The organism is Kribbella catacumbae DSM 19601 (assembly GCF_000372465.1).
Lineage (GTDB): Bacteria > Actinomycetota > Actinomycetes > Propionibacteriales > Kribbellaceae > Kribbella > Kribbella catacumbae.
The window spans coordinates 84,830-103,793 of record NZ_AQUZ01000031.1 but is presented as its reverse complement, the minus strand read 5'-3'; the positions used below and the strand labels follow the sequence as shown (position 1 = coordinate 103,793).

Annotated in this window: 18 protein-coding genes; 10 read left to right on the top strand and 8 right to left on the bottom strand. The window is 68.7% G+C overall.

Annotation, left to right across the window (positions count from 1 at the left end; genetic code table 11):
• Positions 1 to 97: 97 nt before the first annotated feature.
• The 4 genes from A3ES_RS48760 to A3ES_RS0128320 form a co-directional block, all read right to left on the bottom strand.
• Positions 98 to 1,651, bottom strand: coding sequence for a carboxylesterase/lipase family protein (locus A3ES_RS48760; RefSeq protein ID WP_020390222.1), 1,554 nt, complete (start codon positions 1,649 to 1,651; stop codon positions 98 to 100).
• Between the two features lie 134 nt (positions 1,652 to 1,785).
• A complete protein-coding gene (locus A3ES_RS0128330; protein WP_020390221.1) occupies positions 1,786 to 2,544 on the bottom strand; it encodes an IclR family transcriptional regulator in 759 nt (252 codons plus the stop codon).
• Positions 2,545 to 2,568: 24 nt separating this feature from the next.
• Complete coding sequence (locus A3ES_RS0128325) at positions 2,569 to 2,760, bottom strand: hypothetical protein (protein WP_157630785.1); 192 nt, start codon at positions 2,758 to 2,760, stop codon at positions 2,569 to 2,571.
• 3 nt (positions 2,761 to 2,763) lie between these two features.
• Complete coding sequence (locus A3ES_RS0128320; RefSeq protein ID WP_040455779.1) at positions 2,764 to 3,660, bottom strand: GNAT family N-acetyltransferase; 897 nt, start codon at positions 3,658 to 3,660, stop codon at positions 2,764 to 2,766.
• A gap of 104 nt (positions 3,661 to 3,764) precedes the next feature.
• Between A3ES_RS0128320 and hutH the strand changes: the two genes are divergently transcribed.
• From hutH to hutI, 9 genes are all read left to right on the top strand, one after another.
• A complete protein-coding gene (hutH, locus tag A3ES_RS0128315) occupies positions 3,765 to 5,318 on the top strand; it encodes a histidine ammonia-lyase (RefSeq protein WP_040455778.1) in 1,554 nt (517 codons plus the stop codon).
• Between the two features lie 30 nt (positions 5,319 to 5,348).
• Positions 5,349 to 7,004: a urocanate hydratase gene (hutU, locus tag A3ES_RS0128310; protein WP_026163277.1), complete on the top strand. Its 1,656-nt coding sequence runs from the start codon at positions 5,349 to 5,351 to the stop codon at positions 7,002 to 7,004.
• Between the two features lie 39 nt (positions 7,005 to 7,043).
• Entirely contained in the window at positions 7,044 to 8,042 is a 999-nt protein-coding gene (locus tag A3ES_RS0128305) for an ABC transporter ATP-binding protein (protein WP_020390216.1), read from the top strand.
• Positions 8,039 to 8,692: an ABC transporter permease gene (locus A3ES_RS0128300; protein ID WP_020390215.1), complete on the top strand. Its 654-nt coding sequence runs from the start codon at positions 8,039 to 8,041 to the stop codon at positions 8,690 to 8,692. Before A3ES_RS0128305 ends, A3ES_RS0128300 begins: the two co-directional genes overlap by 4 nt.
• A 2-nt stretch (positions 8,693 to 8,694) precedes the next feature.
• The gene (locus A3ES_RS0128295) at positions 8,695 to 9,453 is read left to right on the top strand and encodes an ABC transporter permease (protein ID WP_020390214.1); all 759 of its coding nucleotides are present in this window, start codon (positions 8,695 to 8,697) and stop codon (positions 9,451 to 9,453) included.
• Positions 9,454 to 9,593: 140 nt separating this feature from the next.
• Positions 9,594 to 10,526, top strand: a complete 933-nt coding sequence (locus A3ES_RS0128290; RefSeq protein ID WP_020390213.1) for an ABC transporter substrate-binding protein — start codon at positions 9,594 to 9,596, stop codon at positions 10,524 to 10,526.
• A complete protein-coding gene (locus A3ES_RS0128285) occupies positions 10,523 to 11,782 on the top strand; it encodes an allantoate amidohydrolase (RefSeq protein ID WP_020390212.1) in 1,260 nt (419 codons plus the stop codon). Before A3ES_RS0128290 ends, A3ES_RS0128285 begins: the two co-directional genes overlap by 4 nt.
• Positions 11,779 to 13,092, top strand: a complete 1,314-nt coding sequence (locus tag A3ES_RS0128280) for a formimidoylglutamate deiminase (protein ID WP_020390211.1) — start codon at positions 11,779 to 11,781, stop codon at positions 13,090 to 13,092. Before A3ES_RS0128285 ends, A3ES_RS0128280 begins: the two co-directional genes overlap by 4 nt.
• The gene (hutI, locus tag A3ES_RS0128275; RefSeq protein ID WP_020390210.1) at positions 13,089 to 14,264 is read left to right on the top strand and encodes an imidazolonepropionase; all 1,176 of its coding nucleotides are present in this window, start codon (positions 13,089 to 13,091) and stop codon (positions 14,262 to 14,264) included. Before A3ES_RS0128280 ends, hutI begins: the two co-directional genes overlap by 4 nt.
• Before the next feature lie 39 nt (positions 14,265 to 14,303).
• Here hutI and A3ES_RS0128270 read toward each other — a convergent pair whose 3' ends face one another.
• From A3ES_RS0128270 to A3ES_RS0128260, 3 genes are all read right to left on the bottom strand, one after another.
• Positions 14,304 to 14,942, bottom strand: a complete 639-nt coding sequence (locus A3ES_RS0128270; protein ID WP_020390209.1) for a hypothetical protein — start codon at positions 14,940 to 14,942, stop codon at positions 14,304 to 14,306.
• A 31-nt stretch (positions 14,943 to 14,973) separates the two neighbouring features.
• Positions 14,974 to 15,507 (bottom strand): matrixin family metalloprotease, encoded by a 534-nt coding sequence (locus tag A3ES_RS51650; RefSeq protein WP_020390208.1) that lies wholly within the window; start codon positions 15,505 to 15,507, stop codon positions 14,974 to 14,976.
• 143 nt (positions 15,508 to 15,650) lie between these two features.
• Entirely contained in the window at positions 15,651 to 16,559 is a 909-nt protein-coding gene (locus tag A3ES_RS0128260; RefSeq protein ID WP_020390207.1) for a DUF559 domain-containing protein, read from the bottom strand.
• Positions 16,560 to 17,723: 1,164 nt separating this feature from the next.
• Here A3ES_RS0128260 and A3ES_RS0128255 point away from each other — a divergent pair.
• Entirely contained in the window at positions 17,724 to 18,293 is a 570-nt protein-coding gene (locus A3ES_RS0128255) for a phosphoribosyltransferase family protein (protein ID WP_051084830.1), read from the top strand.
• Between the two features lie 30 nt (positions 18,294 to 18,323).
• Here the strand turns inward: A3ES_RS0128255 and A3ES_RS0128250 are convergent, their stop codons facing one another.
• Positions 18,324 to 18,809 (bottom strand): GNAT family N-acetyltransferase, encoded by a 486-nt coding sequence (locus tag A3ES_RS0128250; protein ID WP_026163275.1) that lies wholly within the window; start codon positions 18,807 to 18,809, stop codon positions 18,324 to 18,326.
• Between the last annotated feature and the right edge of the window lie 155 nt (positions 18,810 to 18,964).

Genomic DNA, 18,964 nt, shown 5'->3' with positions numbered 1-18,964 from the left:
CCGGGAGGTCGTGGGAGAGTAGGACGTCGCCGGACATTCACACTGTTAAGGGCCACCCCAATAGGGGTGGCCCTTAGCATTTCCCGCGCCGAATCCTTCAGCTCCAGAAGGCGATCCGGTGATCGGTGAGGAAGTCGGTCCGGGTGATTCCACTCGGAGTCAGCGACTGGACCTCCCGATCCTGCGGTCGCGTCCGCGGCCAGTTCTGCGAGCTGCTCGGCGACGTGCCGGGAAGGTTCGGATCGCCCGTTCGGGCGAAGGCACTCCACCGCGCGATGACCTCGTCCGCCAGCCGGCTCTGCGCCGGGTCGAGCCGCTCGAGCACCGCCAGGTCGAAGAAGTAGGCGACATCGCTCAGGTGATGCGAGCCAAAAGCCCAGGCCGGCTCCGGCAGACCGGCGTACCAAGGAGCCTTGCCGGCGAACTCGAAGGCGTAGGTCGGCATTCGTGCGGAGAGCAACTGGTTGGTCTTCGCTGCCGGCACGGACCATTGGGAGTCCGTCAGCACCGTCGACAGCGCGAGTCCGGCTGGGCGGATGTCCGAGTAGGCGGCAAGGATCGCGGGAGCCTTGGCTCCGAAGGTCTTCTGGACCGCGGCCTGATACTCAGCGTCGGTGATCGGCGTGCCGGTCAGAACCTCCTGGGCGCTGTAGCGGCCGTGCTCCTCATCGTGGTTCAGACCGTGCAACACAGGCACGCGGTTCACCTTGCCAGTGGTCAGGGCCGTCGTGGGATGGAGCGGAAGGACCGGCCCACCCAGGACAGGACCGAACTCGGCCGGCTCAGATGCCTTCAGTAGACGCTCAGTCGATACCGCACGCAGACAGCTCGCCGTCGTACAGCCGAGTGAGGTGGCGAGCGTGCGGCTGTACTGCTCGGCGACCGCTCGAGGCCGGGGCGCCGCGTAGCTGGTTGCCGAGTACTCCTGCGTGCACGGACCGCTCTGGATGATCGCGCGCTGGAAGAGTCCGGCCGCGGTCGGCGACGCCAGGTGATCGCAGACGCTGTAAGCGCCGGCAGATTCGCCCATGATCGTGACGTTGCGAGGGTTTCCACCGAAGGACGCGGCGTTCCGCTGGACCCAGCGCAGAGCGGCCTGCTGATCCTCCAACCCGAAGTTCCCCGATCCCCCGCCGAGTAGCGGACTTGCCAGGAAGCCGAAGGCACCCAGCCTGTACTGGGCCTGGACGACGACGACCTTGCCCTGCGCGGCGAAGCGCTTCGGTCCGTAGATGCTGGTGGCGCCGTTCTTGAAGCTGCCCCCATGAATCCACACCACCACCGGGAGCCCCCTGGCGTTGGTGGGTGTTGTCACGTCCAGGTACAGGCAGTCCTCGCTGGTGCTCGCTATGCCGACCGGGTGGTCTGTCTGCGCACAACTTCCGGCGTACTGCGTGGCGTCACGCACACCCGACCAGGCGGCTGCCGGGCGAGGGGAACGCCACCTCAAGTCCCCGGTAGGCGGTGCGGCGTACGGGATGCCGCGGAAGGTTCGTGTGTCCTGCTCTGCCAACCCACGGACTGCTCCACGGTCCGTGTGGACTACAGGGTCGGCGGAGGCGGCGACTGCCGCGGTGGCGCCAAAGGCGCCGAGCGTGGTGAGAGTGGTGAGGGCGACCAGGGTCGCGAGGGCTTTGGGGCGAGCTGACATGTGACACCTTCCAAGGGATGCGGCTGTAGAGCCTCAAGCTTGGAAGGCGGAGCGAAGTTCGGCACGGGCGTCAGGCCCACGACCGGGGTGGGGTCAGCACCACCAAGCGCGCGCCGACCACGCTCGGCTGGACGCTAACCGCGGAGGCGGCGGGTCAGGGCGTCGGCGGCTTGGCGGGTTCGGCGGGCCAGGAGGAAGCGTTCGCTCGGGGGGATGACGTCGGTGCGGAAGGTGACGCTGATTGCGGCTGCCGGGTGGCCGGCGTGGTCCACGGCCGCGCTGGCGACGGAGGCGACTCCGGCGGTGATGTGCGAGTCCTCGACCGCGTAGCCCTGGCGCTTCTCGTCGGCCAGGATGCGGCGCAGCTGGCTGAGCGTCTGGGGCCCCTGGTCAGTACGGCGTACGAAGCTCTCGGGGGTCGGGAACAGCGCGCGGACCTGCGCGGGTGGCAGCTCAGCCAGGAGAGCTCGACCGGAAGCGGTCAGCGTCGCGGGCAGCCGCACGCCGACATCGGTGACCAGAGTGACGGGCCGCGGTGGCTGTTCCTTGAGCAGGTAGACGAGCTCACGCCCGTGCAGTACGCCGAGATGCGCCGTCTGCCCGACTTCGGCGACGAGCTGAGCCAGCAACGGCCGGGCCAGTCGTTCGAGCGGATCGTGCCGCAGGTACGCCGAGCCGATCTCGAACGCGGCGACCCCGAGCCCGTACCGCTTCTCTTCCGGCAGGTGCACCACGAAGCCCTCGCTGATCATTGCCTTCAGCAAGTGGTACGTCGACGAGCGCGGCAGTCCGACCGCGGAGGCGATGCGCTCCATCGGTACCGGTCCGGGCTGGGTGGCCAGGAAGGTCAGTACCCGCAAAGTACGGGTCGAGGCGGGAACGTTGCCGCTCACAACAGTGAGCGTAGCTTCCCTGTCTCAGATCACGGACGATTGACGGCTCCTGGCGCGGCCGCGCCGGATCCAGAACCGCAGACCCTCACCGGCCACCGCCAGCCCGAACAGGCTGAGCGAGAGCCACCAGTCGAAATAGTCGTCGCCTGACAGCAGGAAACCGACGCCAAGGGACAACGCCGCGAAGAACGCGAGCGATAGGAACAAACGAATCACAGGTCAGAGCACCTTCTCCGCGGTCCACGCGGCTGCAGTCGGCCGATAGCCGAGCCATTCGTTCACCGCGAGCATCGGTGCATTGCCCGCGTCATTACCGGTGAAAGCAAGGTGGAAGCCGGCCTCCCGGCTGCGCGTGAGTGCCGCCGCCTTCACCACCTTGGCCAGCCCACGCCCGCGGTACGCCGGAATGGTGCCGGTCAGGTTCGACCAGATCACCCCGCGCTCCGGGTCGGCCGTGGTCGTCACGAACGAGACGACCTGGTCACCGGCCAGCAGCGCGGCACTCAGGTCCTGGCGCAGGTCCGGGTCGGCCCAGTCCATCGCCAGCCATTCGTCGTACGCCGGGGAATGCGACAGGCCGCTCGGATCTCCGTCGGCGACGGCCGCGTAGGCCTCCCAGAGCCGGTGCGGATCAACGTCGGCGTAGTCGACCAGGCGCAGGTCATCCGGCACGGGCGGCGCCTCCGGTACTGCGCTGAGCTCGGCTTGGGCGTGTGTCATCCGCCGGCCGATCACGAAGCCACGGCGGATGGCGAACTCCTTCGAGGCATCCTCGTCTGCCACGACAACGAGGAGCTTGTGGGCACCTGCATCGGCCGCTGCCGCGCAGATCTGGTCGGCGAGGGCACTGCCGATCCCGCGACCGCGATGCTCGGGCGGCACCTGCACGGTGATCCGCACCCGCGGAGCCTCGTCACCCGGCGTAGGCAGATAGATATTGCCGTAACCGACGACGGCGTCATCCTCGACCGCGATCAGCACGACCCTCGAAGTACTGGTGCGAAGCTGGGCCTCGACCGCCTTGGCGGTCCGCACGAGCTGCGGCATCGCCGCTGTCCAAACCCCGGCGATCCCCGCCGCATCAGCCGGCGTAGCCGCCCGGATCCCAAACCCCATCCTCAGAGCCTAATTCGCCCCAGGGTCTCTCCGTGTCTCGGGTTTGAGACGGGTGTTGGGTGGGGGTGCTGTCGGTGAGGCGTGCGGCGGGGTGCAATGGGCGGGTGAACAGGCAAACATCCGAGGTAGTGACAGTGGGCGTCGGGCCGCTCAGCGCGGCTGAGGTCGTCGCGGTGGCGCGCTACCGGGCGCCGGTGCGGATCGACGACCAGGCGCTCGAGGAGATCGCGAAGTCACGGGCGGCCATCGAGGCGCTGGCGCATGCGGAGACCCCGCACTACGGCGTCTCCACCGGGTTCGGAGCGCTCGCGACGCGACACATCGCGCCGGAGTTGCGGGCCCAATTGCAGCGCAGTCTGGTTCGCTCACACGCGGCTGGTTCCGGGCCCGAGGTCGAGGCTGAGGTAGTCCGCGCCCTCGCCCTGCTGCGGCTGTCGACGCTCGCGACCGGCCGGACCGGCGTGAAGGTCGACACGGCCCAGGCGTACGCCGGGCTGCTCAACGCCCAGCTGACTCCGATCGTGCACGAGTACGGCAGCCTCGGCTGTTCCGGCGATCTCGCGCCGCTGTCGCACGTCGCGCTGGCGGTGATCGGTGAGGGCCAGGTTCGTGATGCCGAGGGCAACCTTCTCGACGCGGCCGACGCGCTCGCCCAGCACGGGCTCGAGCCGGTCGTCCTTGCCGAGAAGGAAGGCCTGGCGCTGATCAACGGCACCGACGGCATGCTCGGCATGCTGGTGCTCGCGCTCGCCGACCTGGACCGGCTGCTGAAGACCGCCGACATCGCCGCCGCGATGAGCGTCGAGGGCCAACTCGGCACCGACCGCGTCTTCGCCGAGGACCTCCAGGCGCTCCGCCCGCACCCGGGCCAGGGGGCGTCCGCCGCCAATCTGCGCGCAGTACTGGGTGACAGCGGGATCGTCGCGAGCCATCGCGGGCCCGACTGCAACCGGGTACAGGATGCGTACTCGCTGCGGTGCTCGCCGCAGGTTCACGGTGCTGCGCGCGACACTGCGAGTCACGCCGCAACCGTTGCCGGCCGTGAGTTGGCGGCCGCGATCGACAACCCGGTCGTGCTGCCCGACGGACGCGTCGAGTCGAACGGCAACTTCCACGGCGCACCCGTCGGCTACGTGCTGGACTTCCTCGCGATCGCCGTCGCGGATGTGGCCAGCATCAGCGAGCGGCGTACGGACCGGTTCCTCGATGTCGCGCGCAACCATGGGCTGAATGCCTTCCTGGCGGACGATCCGGGCGTCGACAGCGGGCACATGATCGCGCAGTACACACAGGCCGCGATCGTGTCCGAGCTGAAGCGGCTCGCGGTACCGGCGAGCGTCGACTCGATCCCGAGCAGCGCGATGCAGGAGGACCACGTCTCGATGGGCTGGTCCGCCGCACGCAAGCTGCGCAAGGCGATCGACGGCCTGCAGCAAGTACTGGCCGTAGAGATTCTGACTGCGGCGCGCGCACTCGACCTGCGTGCACCGCTCGAGCCTTCGCCCGCCACGGCCGCGGTACTCCGGGAGCTGCGGGCGCATGTCGAGGGACCGGGCACCGACCGGCACCTCGCCCCCGAGATCGCCCACTCCGTCCGACTCGTTGCTGACGGCACCTACTTGTCCGCTGTCGAGGCCGTCACCGGCCCGCTGAACTGACTGTATCTATCGAGAGAGGCTGGATCACACATGTCCGGACCCCGTCCCGTTCGCGCACCCCGCGGCACCACCCTCACCGCCCAGGGCTGGCCACAGGAGGCCGCACTGCGGATGCTGCAGAACAACCTCGACCCCGAGGTGGCCGAGCACCCCGACGAGCTGGTCGTGTACGGCGGCTCGGGTAAGGCCGCGCGCGACTGGAACTCCTTCGACGCGATGGTCAGAACGCTGACCACGCTGAAGAACGACGAGACGATGCTGGTGCAGTCGGGCAAGCCGGTCGGCGTGATGCAGACGCACGAGTGGGCCCCGCGGGTGCTGATCGCGAACTCGAACCTGGTCGGCGACTGGGCCAACTGGGAGGAGTTCCGCAAGCTCGAGGCGATGGGCCTGACCATGTACGGCCAGATGACGGCCGGCTCGTGGATCTACATCGGTACCCAGGGCATCCTGCAGGGCACCTACGAGACGTTCGCCGCGGTCGCCGCGAAGAAGTTCGGCGGCACGCTGGCCGGCACGATCACCCTGACCGCGGGACTCGGCGGCATGGGTGGCGCGCAGCCGCTGGCCGTCACGATGAACGATGGCGTCGCGATCTGCATCGACGTCGACCCCAGCCGGATCGACCGGCGGATCGAGCACCGGTACCTCGATGTGCGGGCGAACTCGCTGGACGAGGCCCTCAGCCTGGCCGAGGAGGCCAAGCAGGCCCGCCGGCCGCTGTCCATCGGCGTACTGGGCAACGCCGCGGTGATGGTGCCGGAGTTGCTCGCCAAGGGTGCGCCGATCGACATCGTGACCGACCAGACCTCCGCGCACGACCCGCTGATGTATCTGCCGGCCGAGGTCGACTTCGCCGACTGGACCACGGCGCGGGAGAAGGACCCGGCCGGGTTCACCGAGCGCGCGCAGGAGTCGATGGCCCGTCACGTCGAGGCGATGGTCGGCTTCCAGGACGCGGGTGCCGAGGTGTTCGACTACGGCAACTCGATCCGCGACGAGGCGCGCAAGGCCGGCTACAACCGGGCCTTCGACTTCCCGGGCTTCGTACCGGCGTACATCCGGCCGTTGTTCTGTGAGGGCAAGGGCCCGTTCCGGTGGGCGGCGCTGTCGGGCAACCCGGCGGACATCCACAAGACGGACCAGGCGATTCTCGAACTGTTCCCGGACAACGAGCACCTGACCCGGTGGATCAAGATGGCTCAGGAGCGAGTGGCCTTCCAGGGCTTGCCGGCCCGGATCTGCTGGCTCGGCCAGGGTGAGCGGGACAAGGCGGGCCTGCGGTTCAACGACATGGTCGCCTCGGGTGAGCTCGAAGCACCGATCGTGATCGGGCGCGACCACCTCGACACCGGCAGCGTCGCGTCGCCGTACCGGGAGACCGAGGGCATGCTGGACGGCTCGGACGCGATCGCGGACTGGCCGTTGCTGAACGCGATGGTGAACGTCTCCAGCGGTGCTTCCTGGGTGTCGATCCACCACGGTGGCGGCGTCGGGATGGGCCGGTCGATCCACGCCGGTCAGGTATCGGTTGCCGACGGCACCGACCTTGCGCGGCAGAAGCTGGAACGGGTACTGAGCAACGATCCCGCCATGGGGGTGATTCGGCACGTGGATGCCGGGTATGAACGAGCAGACGAAGTAGCCGCCGAGCGAGGCATCAGGATTCCCAGCCGGGAGAGCTAGGATCGTTCGGGCGATCTCCGACGAGCGCGAAGGGGCGCCATGATCGAGTTCGAAGACGTCACCAAGCAGTATCCGGACGGCACTGTCGCCGTCGACGAGCTGAGCCTGCGGATTCCCAGCAACGAGATCACTGTGTTCGTCGGACCTTCGGGCTGCGGCAAGACCACCTCGCTGCGGATGATCAACCGGACGATCGAACGCAGCAGCGGCCGGATCACGATCGACGGCGAGGACATCACCGCGGGCGACCCGGTCACCCTGCGGCGCGGGATCGGCTATGTGATCCAGCACGCCGGGCTGTTCCCGCACAAGACCGTGGTCGACAACGTCGCCACCGTGCCGAAGCTGCTGGGCTGGGACAAGAAGAAGACCCGCGCGACGGCGATGGAGTTGCTCGAGCGAGTCGGCCTCGATCTCAAGCTGGCCGAGCGATATCCGGCCCAGTTGTCCGGTGGCCAGCAGCAACGAGTCGGTGTCGCCCGCGCGCTCGCGGCGGACCCGAAGATCATGCTGATGGACGAGCCGTTCAGTGCCGTCGACCCGATCGTGCGGCAGCAGTTGCAGGAGGAACTGCTCCGGCTGCAACGCGATATCGGCAAGACGATCGTGTTCGTGACGCATGACATCGACGAGGCGATCAAGCTCGGTGACAACGTCGCGGTACTGCGTGTCGGTGGCAAGCTGGCCCAGTTCGCGCCGCCGGCCGAGTTGCTCGCGAACCCCACGGACGACTTCGTCGAGAGCTTCATCGGCCAGGATCGTGGTTACCGCAAGCTGACGTTCCTCAAGGCCGACAACCTGCCGCTGGCCGGGCTGCCGGCCGACCTTTCGCTCGACGACGACGGGCAGCCGCTCGGCTGGAAGCGGGGCGGCGAGCTGATCCCGGTCGGTGCCACCTTCAAGCCCGGCGGCTCGCTGCGGGCCGCGATGGACTCCGTGCTGACCTCCGCGGTCGGGCAGGGGGTGTGCGTCGACGAGGCCGGCAAGGCGGTCGGCGTGATCGACTACACCGCGCTCGCCGGGGTGCTCCGGCCATGACCTGGATCGGTGACAACACCGCGCTGATCTGGGAGCAACTCCGCGAGCACCTCTATCTGGCCCTCGTGCCGATGCTGCTCGGACTGCTGATCTCGATCCCGCTCGGGTACGTCGCGACCCGGTTCAGCTGGCTGGCCAACCCGCTGGTGGCGCTGGGCGGCGTGCTGTACTCGCTGCCCTCGATCGCCCTGTTCATCGTGCTGCCGGCCATTCTGGGCACCCAGGTGCTGTCCTCGGTCAACATCATCGTCGCGCTGACCATCTACGCGGTCTCGCTGCTGATCCGCAACGTGATCGACGGGTTGCGCTCGGTGCCCGAGGACGTCCTGCAGGCCGCAGTGTCGGTGGGCTATGGAACCCTGCGAAGGGTGGTGACCATCGACCTTCCCATCGCCGTCCCGGTGATCTTCGCGGGGCTGCGGGTCGTCACGGTCGCGAACATCTCGATGGTCAGCGTCGGCGCGATCATCGGTATCGGCGGGCTGGGAGAGCTGTTCACTACCGGCTTCCAGCAGGACTTCCTGACCCCGATCGTGGTCGGAGTGGTGCTGTCCCTCGCGCTGGCGCTGGTCGCCGACATCCTGCTGGTCGGTCTGCAACGCGTGCTGACACCGTGGGCCCGAGTCATCAGCCCGGTGAAGGAGGCCTGACCATGCTGCAGGGCTTCCTCGACTTCATCAGCGACCCGGCGAACTGGTCAGGCGCCGAAGGCATCGGCAACCGGATCCTTCAGCACCTGGGTTACACGTTCCTGTCGCTGGCGATCGCGACGCTGATCGCGCTGCCGATCGGGCTGCTGATCGGCCACACCCGGCGGGGTGCGTTCCTCGCCATCAACACCGGCAACGCGGCGCGTGCACTGCCGACCCTGGGCCTGCTGACCCTGGTGGTGCTGCTGATCGGGATCGGTCAGGTGCCGGTGATCATCGCCTTGGTGGTGCTCGGCATCCCGCCGATCATGGCCTCGACGTACGCCGGTGTCTCCGGCGTCGACCGGTCCACCATCGACGCGGCCCGCGGGATGGGGATGACCGGGCGGGAGATCCTCACCAAGGCGGAGATCCCGATCGCGCTGCCGCTGATCATCTCGGGGCTGCGCAGTGCCACCCTGCAGATCGTCTCCACCGCCACCGTCGCGGCGTACGTCGCACTCGGCGGGCTGGGACGCTACGTGATCGACGGGCTCAGCCTGCGGGACTTCCCGCAGATGCTGACCGGCGCCGTTCTGGTCGCGGTACTGGCGATCCTGCTCGATCTCGTCTTCGCCGCGGCCGCACGGTACGCCGTGTCCGCCGGCCTCACCGGTCGTCGGCGCCGCAACAGTGACACTGGGTGGTCGTCGTCGCCGACTCTTCGGCGTCTGCGGCGCCCAGGGGGGCACCTCGCTGCGTTGGAGAAGGGGCCACGATGAACCCCGCATCGAGGCCCCTTCGCCGCCTTGCGATGCACCCCCCTGGACACCGCAGCCACTCGAAGACTCGGCGACGACGACCACCAACTTCATCTGCTCCGGCACCGGCCGGAGTGTAGTAGAGGACCCTGGAGGATCCCGTGTTCAGAAGAACCTTCATCGGCGCCATCGCCGCTACCGCGATGCTCGCCGTGGCGGCCTGCGGTGGCGGTAACGACGACCCGCTGGGCGGCGGCACCGACGCGGGCGGCGGCTCGGCGCCCGACAAGGTCGACTCGCTGACCGTCGGTTCGGCGAACTTCCCGGAGAGCCAGCTGCTGGCTGAGATTTATGCCCAGGCGCTGGAGGCCAAGGGCATCAAGGTCACCCGGAAGCTCAACATCGGCGCGCGTGAGCTCTACATGGCCGCGATCCAGGACAAGTCGGTGGACCTGCTGCCGGAGTACATCGGCGCCACCCTGGTCTACTTCAAGAAGGACGCGACCGAGAACGAGGAGGAGGCCGTCTACAAGGCGCTTCCCGGCGCGCTGCCGAAGGGCCTCGAGGTACTGGACAAGTCCACGGCCACTGACGAGGACGCGATCGTGGTGACCAAGGAGACGGCCGACAAGTACTCGCTGAAGTCGATCGCCGACCTGAAGGCGGTCAGCAAGACGATGGTGGCCGGTGGTGGCCCCGAGTTCAAGACGCGGACGGCCGGCCTGGCCGGGATGAAGGACAAGTACGGCGTCGAGTTCAAGGAGTTCAAGACCCTCGACCCGGGTGGCCCGCTCAGCCTGAAGGCGCTGAAGGACAACACCATCCAGGTGACCCAGTTCTTCACCACCCAGTCGGTGATCAAGGACAACAACCTGGTCATCCTCGAGGACCCCGAGCACATCCATCTGCCGAACAACGTCGTGCCGCTGATCCGGACCGACCACAAGAGCCCTGACGTGGCGTCCACGCTGAACGCGGTCCAGGGCAAGCTGACCACCGAGTCGCTGACCGACATGGTCAAGCGGGTCAGCGGCGGCGCCGAGAACGCGAACGCGGTGGCCAAGGACTGGCTGTCGAAGAACCCGCTGTCTTGACCGAGTCGTTCGAACAGATGTGGGTGGCGCTGGCCGCCGTCGGTAAGGATCCCTCGACCGGGGGCTACCGTCGCGGCGGCTGGACCCCGTCCGAACGCGAGGCCACGCACTGGTTCACCGACCAGTGCGTGTCCCGCGGCCTGACCCTGGAATCCGACGGCTTGGGCAACCTCGTCGCGTGGTGGGATCCGGCCGCATCGCCTGGAGCCGGGCCGGAGCAGTCGCCGGCCGGCAGGGCGCTCGCTGGAGAGGCGCTGAGCGAGGTGCCGGGAGTCGTGACGGGCAGTCACCTCGACTCCGTGATCGACGGTGGCGCCTTCGACGGGCCGTTGGGCGTGGTTTCCGCCTTGGCGGCCGTCGACCGGTTGCGGGCCGAGGGGTTCGTTCCCTCGGTGCCGATCGGCGTCGGTGCGTTCGTGGAGGAGGAGGGCTCGCGGTTCGGGATGCCCTGTCTCGGGTCGCGGATCGCCACCGGTGTCCTGCCTGCGGCCAAAGCCCTTGCCCTGAAGGACCGCACAGGCGTCACGTTGTCCGAGGCACTGAACGCCGCCGGCATCGACCCGGCTGGTGTCGGGCCGTCGCCGTTGATGGAGCGGATGGGGACGTTCGTCGAGTTGCATGTCGAGCAGGGGCGGGCGTTGACCGCACCGGTGGGCGTGGCGAGTTCGATCTGGCCGCACGGGCGGTTCCGGTTCACCTTCTCCGGTGAGGCAAACCACGCCGGCACCACGCTGATGGAAGACCGGCACGACCCGATGCTGACCTATGCGATGACCGCTCTGGCCGCGAACAAGCAGGCCCGGCTCGCCGGTGCGCGAGCGACCTTCGGCCGGTTGTCGGTGGAGCCGAACGGGACGAACGCCGTACCGTCGCAGGTGATCGCCTGGCTGGATGCCCGGGCCGCGACGGATGACGCGTTGCAATCGTTGCTTGCGGCAATCACTCGGCAGGCGACCGAGCGGGCCGAACGGGATGGCACCACGGTCGAGCTGGTGGCGGAGTCCGTCTCGCCGATCGTCGACTTCGAGCCGGGGCTGCGGGACCGGCTGAGCGCAGTACTGGATGGTGCCCCGGTGTTGCCGACCGGAGCCGGGCATGACGCCGGGGTGTTCTCGGATGCGGGGATCCCGACGGCGATGCTGTTCGTTCGCAATCCGACCGGGGTTTCGCATTCGCCGGCCGAGCACGCGGAGATGGACGACTGTCTGGCCGGGGTCGAGGCGCTGGCCGCAGTACTGAAGGATCTGGCTCGGTGACGGCGTACTGGTGCGAGCAGGCGCTCCTGCCGTCCGGGTTGGCCGCGAGTGTGCTGGTCACGGTCGTGGACGGGCGATTTGCCTCTGTCGAGGTGGATGCAGCGCCCGGAGACGCCGTGCGGCTCAACGGAATCGTGCTGCCGGGCTTGGCGAACTGCCACAGCCACGCGTTCCATCGCGCGTTGCGAGGGCGTACGCAGACCGAGCGCGGCACCTTCTGGACTTGGCGCGAGCAGATGTACGCCGTGGCCTCCGTGCTCACGCCGGACAGCTATTACCAGCTCGCACGGGCCGTGTACGGCGAGATGCTGCTGAGCGGGATCACGGCGGTCGGCGAATTCCACTACTTGCATCACGCGCCGGGCGGTCGTCGTTACGACAACCCGAACGCGATGGGCGATGCGCTGATCGCGGCCGCGCGGGATGCCGGTCTGCGAATCACGTTGCTCGATACCTGTTACGTGGCAGGCGGAATCGACCAACCGCTCAACGAGGTGCAGCAGCGGTTCAGCGACGGCGACGCGGCTGGCTGGGCCTCGCGGGTGCTCGACCTGCACGCTGCCGACGACGTGGTGATCGGTGCGGCCGCCCACTCGGTCCGGGGTGTGCCGCAGGAACAGTTGAGCGCGGTGGCCTCCGCCTTGCCGAACGCGCCGCTGCACATCCACCTGTCCGAGCAGGTCGCGGAGAACGAGGCCTGCCTGCAAGCGTATGGCCGGACGCCTTCGCAGGAGCTGGACGAAGCGGGATTCCTCAGCGGGCGAACGAGTGCGGTCCACGCGACCCACCTGACGCCGGTGGATGTCGGGTTGCTCGGGAGTTCGGGGACGTACTCGTGTTTCTGCCCGACCACCGAGCGCGATCTGGCCGACGGCATCGGCCCGTCGGTCGCCCTGCGGGACGCCGGCTCCGCGCTGACGTTGGGGTCGGACAGCCATGCGGTGATCGACCTGTTCGAGGAGATGCGCGCGGTGGAGCTCGACGAGCGCCTTGCCTCACAGGAGCGGGGGCACTGGTCGGCGCCGGAGTTGCTTGCCGCGGGCACCGTTGTCGGTCATCGCTCACTCGGGTTCGCCGATGCCGGCCGGATCGAGGTCGGCGCGCGGGCGGATCTGGTCGCAGTACGGGTGGACAGCGTTCGTACCGCGGGCACGGGCGCTTCATTGGAGACGGCCGTCTTCGCCGCCAGTGCGGCCGATGTCCGCGATGTAGTGGCTTCAGGCAACCATCTGGTGGCCTCGGGTGAGCACGTGAAACTGGATGTCGCGGCCGAGCTGGCCGCGTCGATCGGAGCGGTGACTGCCGGATGACCTCGTTGTTGCTGACCGGGATCGGCTCGCTGGTGACGAACGATCCCACCTACGGCTCGGTCGACGGCGCCGCGCTGGGTGAGCTCCGGGACGCGGCCGTCGTGATCGAGGGCTCGCGCTTCGCGTGGGTCGGGTCTCGCCGGGACGCCCCGGCGGCGGACGGTTCGGTGGATCTCGGCGGGCGCGCGGTGATCCCCGGGTTCGTGGACTCGCACTCGCACCTGGTCTTCGCGGGCGACCGGGCGCAGGAGTTCGCCGCCCGGATGACCGGTACGCCGTACAGCGCGGGCGGCATCCGTACGACGGTGGCCGCGACCCGCGAGGCCTCCGACGACCAGCTGACCGCCAACGTGGCCCGGTTGGTGACCGAGATGCGCCGGCAGGGCACCACCACGGTGGAGATCAAGTCCGGCTACGGGCTCACCACGCTGGACGAGTCGCGGGCACTGGCGATCGCGTCGTCCTTCACCGACGACACGACGTACCTGGGCGCACACGTCGTACCGGCCGAGTTCGCCGACGATCCCGCCGGGTACGTCGATCTGGTCACCGGGCCGATGCTCGATGCAGCTGCCCGGCATGCGAAGTGGGTGGACGTTTTCGTTGAGCGAGGCGCGTTCGACGCGGACCAGGCGCGCGCCATCCTGCGGGCCGGTGCCGAGAAAGGGCTCGGGCTGCGGGTCCACGCGAACCAGCTCGGCGAAGGGCCCGGCGTACAGCTTGCTTGTGAGCTCGGGGCTGCGGCGGCTGACCATTGCACGCACTTGTCCGATGCCGATGTGGATGCGCTGGCGGCTTCCGGCGTGGTCGCCGGGTTGCTGCCGGCTGTCGAGTTCTCCACTCGTTCGCCGTACCCGGATGCGCGGCGGTTGATCGACGCCGGGGTGACCGTGGCGCTGGCCACCGACTGCAATCCGGGATCGGGCTACTCGTCGTCCATGCCGCTGTGCATCGCACTGGCCGTGCGAGAGATGCGGATGACTCCGGCCGAGGCGCTCTGGTCGGCGACGGCCGGCGGCGCCCTCTCGCTGCGGCGTGACGATGTCGGCCGGATCAAGCCCGGTGCACGGGCCGACCTGGCCGTGCTGGACGCGCCGTCGTACCTGCACCTGGCCTACCGCCCCGGCGTGCCACTGGTGACACATACGTTCATCGCGGGACGGCAGGCCTAGTGCCTGAACACTGATAGGTGCCTAGCTACTTGCGGTCGGTCAGCCTGCTGACCGGAGCTCGGCCAGCACCTGGTCGGCGGTGCGCAGGGCCTTCGCCTGCTTCGCCACCGGTGTCGATCCCTCCAGACCGGAGACGACGGTGCCGTCCTTCTTCACCAGCAGCAGACCGCTCTGGTTGGTGAGGACGTACCCCTCGCGCTTGAACTCCGGGGCGATCTTGGTCAGAGTCAGGATCACTTCGGAGCCGACGCTCGGCGTCGGCCGATCCTCGACGACCACCTGAGAGCCGCTGATCTCGGTCATCAGGGCGAAGTCGATCTGCTGGGCCTGGTTGCCCCGGACCGTGTCACTGACTTTCACGGTGAAGACGGTGTACTTCGCCGTCGGGTCGCCCTTGGCGATCAGGACGCCCTTCTGGGCCTTGGTGATCTGGCCGCGGACCACCAGGTCGGAGGCCTTGGCCAACCCCTTCAGGTCGGCGCTGGGGACGCTGTCGTAGGTGTCCGTGTTCGCCTCCGTCCCGTCGGCGTGCTGGTAGAACGAGCGGTCGTCGTCGTGCTGATGGGTCGCGTGGTCGTGCTCCGCGGCCTGTGGTTCCTGACTGCTACCGCAACCAACCAATAGCACGGCCAGTGCGGCGGCGCTCAGCGCAGCGGCGATTTTCGATCGATTGAGCATCGGAATTCTTCCTTTCTGCCCGCTGGCCGGATCAGTAGTTCGCATTGATGGAACTCTTGTCGTGCGCGTCGAACACGGTGACGATCGGCGGCGCGGCGCCTTGGGTCATGCAGGAGGAATTGGTGCTGCGGTGACCCAGTCCGGCGACGTGACCGAACTCGTGCGTCGCCGTCTTGCGCCATTGGGTGGTGGTACCAATCGTGCGGCCGTTCAGCTTGACCGCCTTCTCCGCGCAGCGCGAGCCGGACCACCGGACGCAGCTGGTCGAGCCGTACCAGCTGTCGGGATAGCTGGCCGCGTAGGACGAGACGTTCCAGCTGCCAGGACAGTGCACGCTGCTGGCGTTGACCTCAGTCGCACTGACCTGTCCGATGGCGTAGTGGGACGCGTTCTGGCCGTCGATCCAGCCGGAGACGCAGACCCTCCAGGTGACGGTGTTCAGGATTCCACTGGCGGCGCCCTGGCCATGGCTGGCCAGTGCGGGTGGTGGCGTCAAGGCTGCGGCGCCGAGCAGAGCAGCGGCGGCGATAGCGATTGAGCGCAGGGTGAAATGGCGGAAGTTCATTCTTGAATAACCCCCTTCGAGGTGCCGAGATTGGGCGTTCAGGGCACTTCGCCAAAGCCTCCGGCCCAGACCGTGGAGCGTCAAGAGAAACGTCACTTTTTCCCGCTTTTCCGCCACATTTGATCAAAAGTCACGAATTCCCGTCAATGGACGGCCCGCAAGCCCGGCTGCTGTGTCCTTGCCGCCGCTTTTCCACGATCGACCGGGGTTGTCGCGCTTGCGCTCCTGACCGAGTTCACCACCCACTCCGGTTCGAGCATCACGTCCTCCCAGGAGAACCTGAGCAGGCGCCAGCCCCGGATGGTGAGTTGCGTGTGTCGTCGGCAGTCGCGGGCCAGGGCAGCCCGGGTCCCGTGATGCGCGAAGCTGTCGGCCTCCAGCGCGAGCCTGAGGGTCGGGTGCGCGAGGTCGATCCTGGCCGAGAAGGTCTCGTCCTGGATCACCCATTGGGGGACGAACCCCTCGATGCCGGCCTCCAGCAGCACTGCACGGAGTACGGATTCCAGTGGTGACTCTGCCCGGCCGTCGGCGGCCGCGGCGACCTGTCTCGCGCGGGCGCTGCCAGGACCTAGGAGCGTCGCCGCGGCGGCGAGCAACTGGTCACGCTGGATCCCGCCCTTGCGGAGCGCGGAATCCGCGACACAGAGACCGGCTGCGAATGGCAAGGTGCGGGCGCAGTCGAGGACGGTCCGCAGCTTGGTGGTCCGGCCGTCCAGAGCCTGTACGTCGTCGGCCCAGCGCAGCTCGCAGTCGATCGTGCTCTCCCGTCGGTGTTGCCCCCGTGGGACCGTCACCTGGGCGACGGCCGGCAGTTCGAGCACCTCGAACCCGTACAAGACGGCCGCGCTCAAGTGCGACACGACACCGCCCTGAGCACGAGCGGCGGCAAGCGGATCCGCGCCCGGCGGCAGCGCGTACACGCCAAGGGCGACGCGCTGAATAGCCCCACCCGCAAGCGCCTTCCGGATCGCGCGCTCGGACGCCCCGGCCCGCAGCTCCGCAAAGCCGGCCGCCCCGCCCCTCAGCCGCAACAACTCGACAACATCCGTCACCCGACGATAGTCGCCGATTTCCCCCCACCCCGTCGGCAGTTATCCACAGCCCCACTCCACCCCACCAACGCCCCCCGAACCCCCGCCAACGGCCCCCGGAACCCGCACGACCAGCGGCTCCCCGGAGCTCCACCCCAGTGGAGCCACGGAGGACCGGCGCCTGAGCGCGGCGAGTCCGCCCCGCGTCCTCCTTTGATGGGCTGGAGCTCCGCCCACGAGTTGGTGGGCTTGAATTCCGCCGCATGAGCGGGCCCATCGAGGACCGGGCCCGTCGGCGTACCGGGCCTGGCGGGGTCGGCGTTGCCCGCGGCCCCCGGAGCTCCATCCCATCAGTGGAGCCGCGAGGGGTCGGCACTTGAGCGTGGGAGGTCTGGCCGGCGCCGTCTTTTGATGGGCTGGAGCTCCGGCCACGCGCGTGGCCATCGACGGACCGGGCCCATCGACGGACCGGGCCCATCGACGTTTCGGGTCTGGCGGCGTGGTGTGCTCCGGGTCGGGGGTGGATCGGCGTTGCCCGCGGTCCTGGAGGTCCATCCCATCAGTGGAGCTCAGGAGGGTCGGCACCTCAGCGTGGGGAGTCTGGCCCGCGTCGCCCTTTGATGGGCTGGAGCTCCGCCCATGCGCGTGCCGATCGACGGACGGGGCCCTATCGAGGTACCGGGCCCATCGACGGACCGGGCCCATCGACGGACCGGGCCCATTGACGTACCGGCCCATCGACGTACCGGGGGCTGGCGTTGTCCACGGCCCCTGGAGGTCCATCCCATCAGTGGGGCCGCGGAGGGCGGCACTTGAGCGTGGGAGGTCTGGCCCGCGTCGTCCTTTGGTGGGCTGGAGCTTCGCCCCATGCGCGTGGCCGTCGACGGGCTGGGCCCGTCGGCGTACCGGGTGGTGGCGGGGTGTGTTCCGGGTCGGTGGTGGGGTTGGCGTTGGCCGCGGCCCCCGGAGGTCCATCCCAGTGGGGCTCTGGAGGGTCGGCGCCTGAGGGTGGGGAGTCCGGCTCGCGTGCCCCTTTGATGGGCTGGATCTCCGGCCCCTGGGACGAGCGCCCCGGGACGAGCGCCCGGGACGAGCGCCCCGGGGACGGGTGGGGTCGGATGGGTGGGGTGGTGGGGCGGGGGTAAATGCGGTGCGGGGTGGCTTGTGGGCCGTCACTCTTGGGGTATGTCCAGGGTGGTGGAGACGCGGCGGGTCGACGGGGGTGTTCGTCGGCGGCTTCGGGGTGCGTTCAGGTGGCGGTGGGACCGGGGGGACTGGCGGGGGTCGGCTGATCTGACCGGGTGGTGGCGCGATGGGGAGCTGCTGGGGGAGCTCGGGCCGGCGTTGGCCGGCTTGTACGACGAAGAGCCGACGGTGGTGCTCGGGCCGGTGTCGCGGGGGTCGCTGGTCGGGGCGTTGACGGCGGCTTCGCTCGGGGTCGGGTTCGTCGAGGTTCGCAAGAACGGCGGGCCCGCGAACGACAGCGATCGGTGGGTCCTGCGGACCACTGGGCCGGACTACCGGGATCGGCATGTGGTCTTCGGGTTCCGCCGTGGCCTGGTGAACGCCGGTGACCGGGTGCTGATGGTCGACGACTGGGCCGATACCGGCGCGACGGCTCGGGTCGTTCGTCAGTTGACCGACGACTGCGGCGCCCAGTGGATCGGCGCTGCAGTCATCGTCGACGGACTGATGGATCCCCGGTTACGTCATGACCTGCCGGTGCGCGCGCTCCTCGACGTACGGACGCTCTAGTCCGGCGGTCCTTGGAGAGCGCGGGGCCGTCTATTCCGCCAGTTCTTTCGACAGCATCGCGCTGGTGGTGCCGTTGGGGCGGCGGAGTTTGCCGACCTCTACGAAGCCGCGGGCGGCGTGGAAGGCGAGGGAGGCGGTGTCGGGCGGGTCGGACTGGACCCGGCAGACCAGGCGATCGAAGGGCTTGGCGGCGCGTTCCACGGCTCGGTAGACCGAGGTGGCCACGCCTTGGCGGCGGTACTGCTCGGCGACGACGATCCGGTCCAGGTGCAGGAACCGGTCGGCGTAGGTGGAGACGAACCACTGGAAGTCGAGGGAGTCGTGGGCGGAGCCGGGCGCGAAGGTGAGGACGAAGGCGGCGATCTCGCCCTCGATCTCCACCACGGCGGCGTGGGCAGCGATCAGCCGGAGCCAGTCCAGCCGGTCGGGGCCCAGCGGGTCCGTCTGCTCGACGGCGGCGGCGTTCAGGGTGAGCACGGCCGTTTCGTCGGCGGACGTCATGGGGCGGAGTTTCACGAGCACACCTTCCCACGCGGAACACCTTCCGCGGCAGGGGTCCGGCCAGGGCTTGACCCGGCCGTACCCCGAAAATCCCACCCCGGGGTTGGGAATGACCCGTGGGTCAGGCAATGTTGAGCCAGGTGAACTCAAGTCTGCGGAACCGGGCAGTG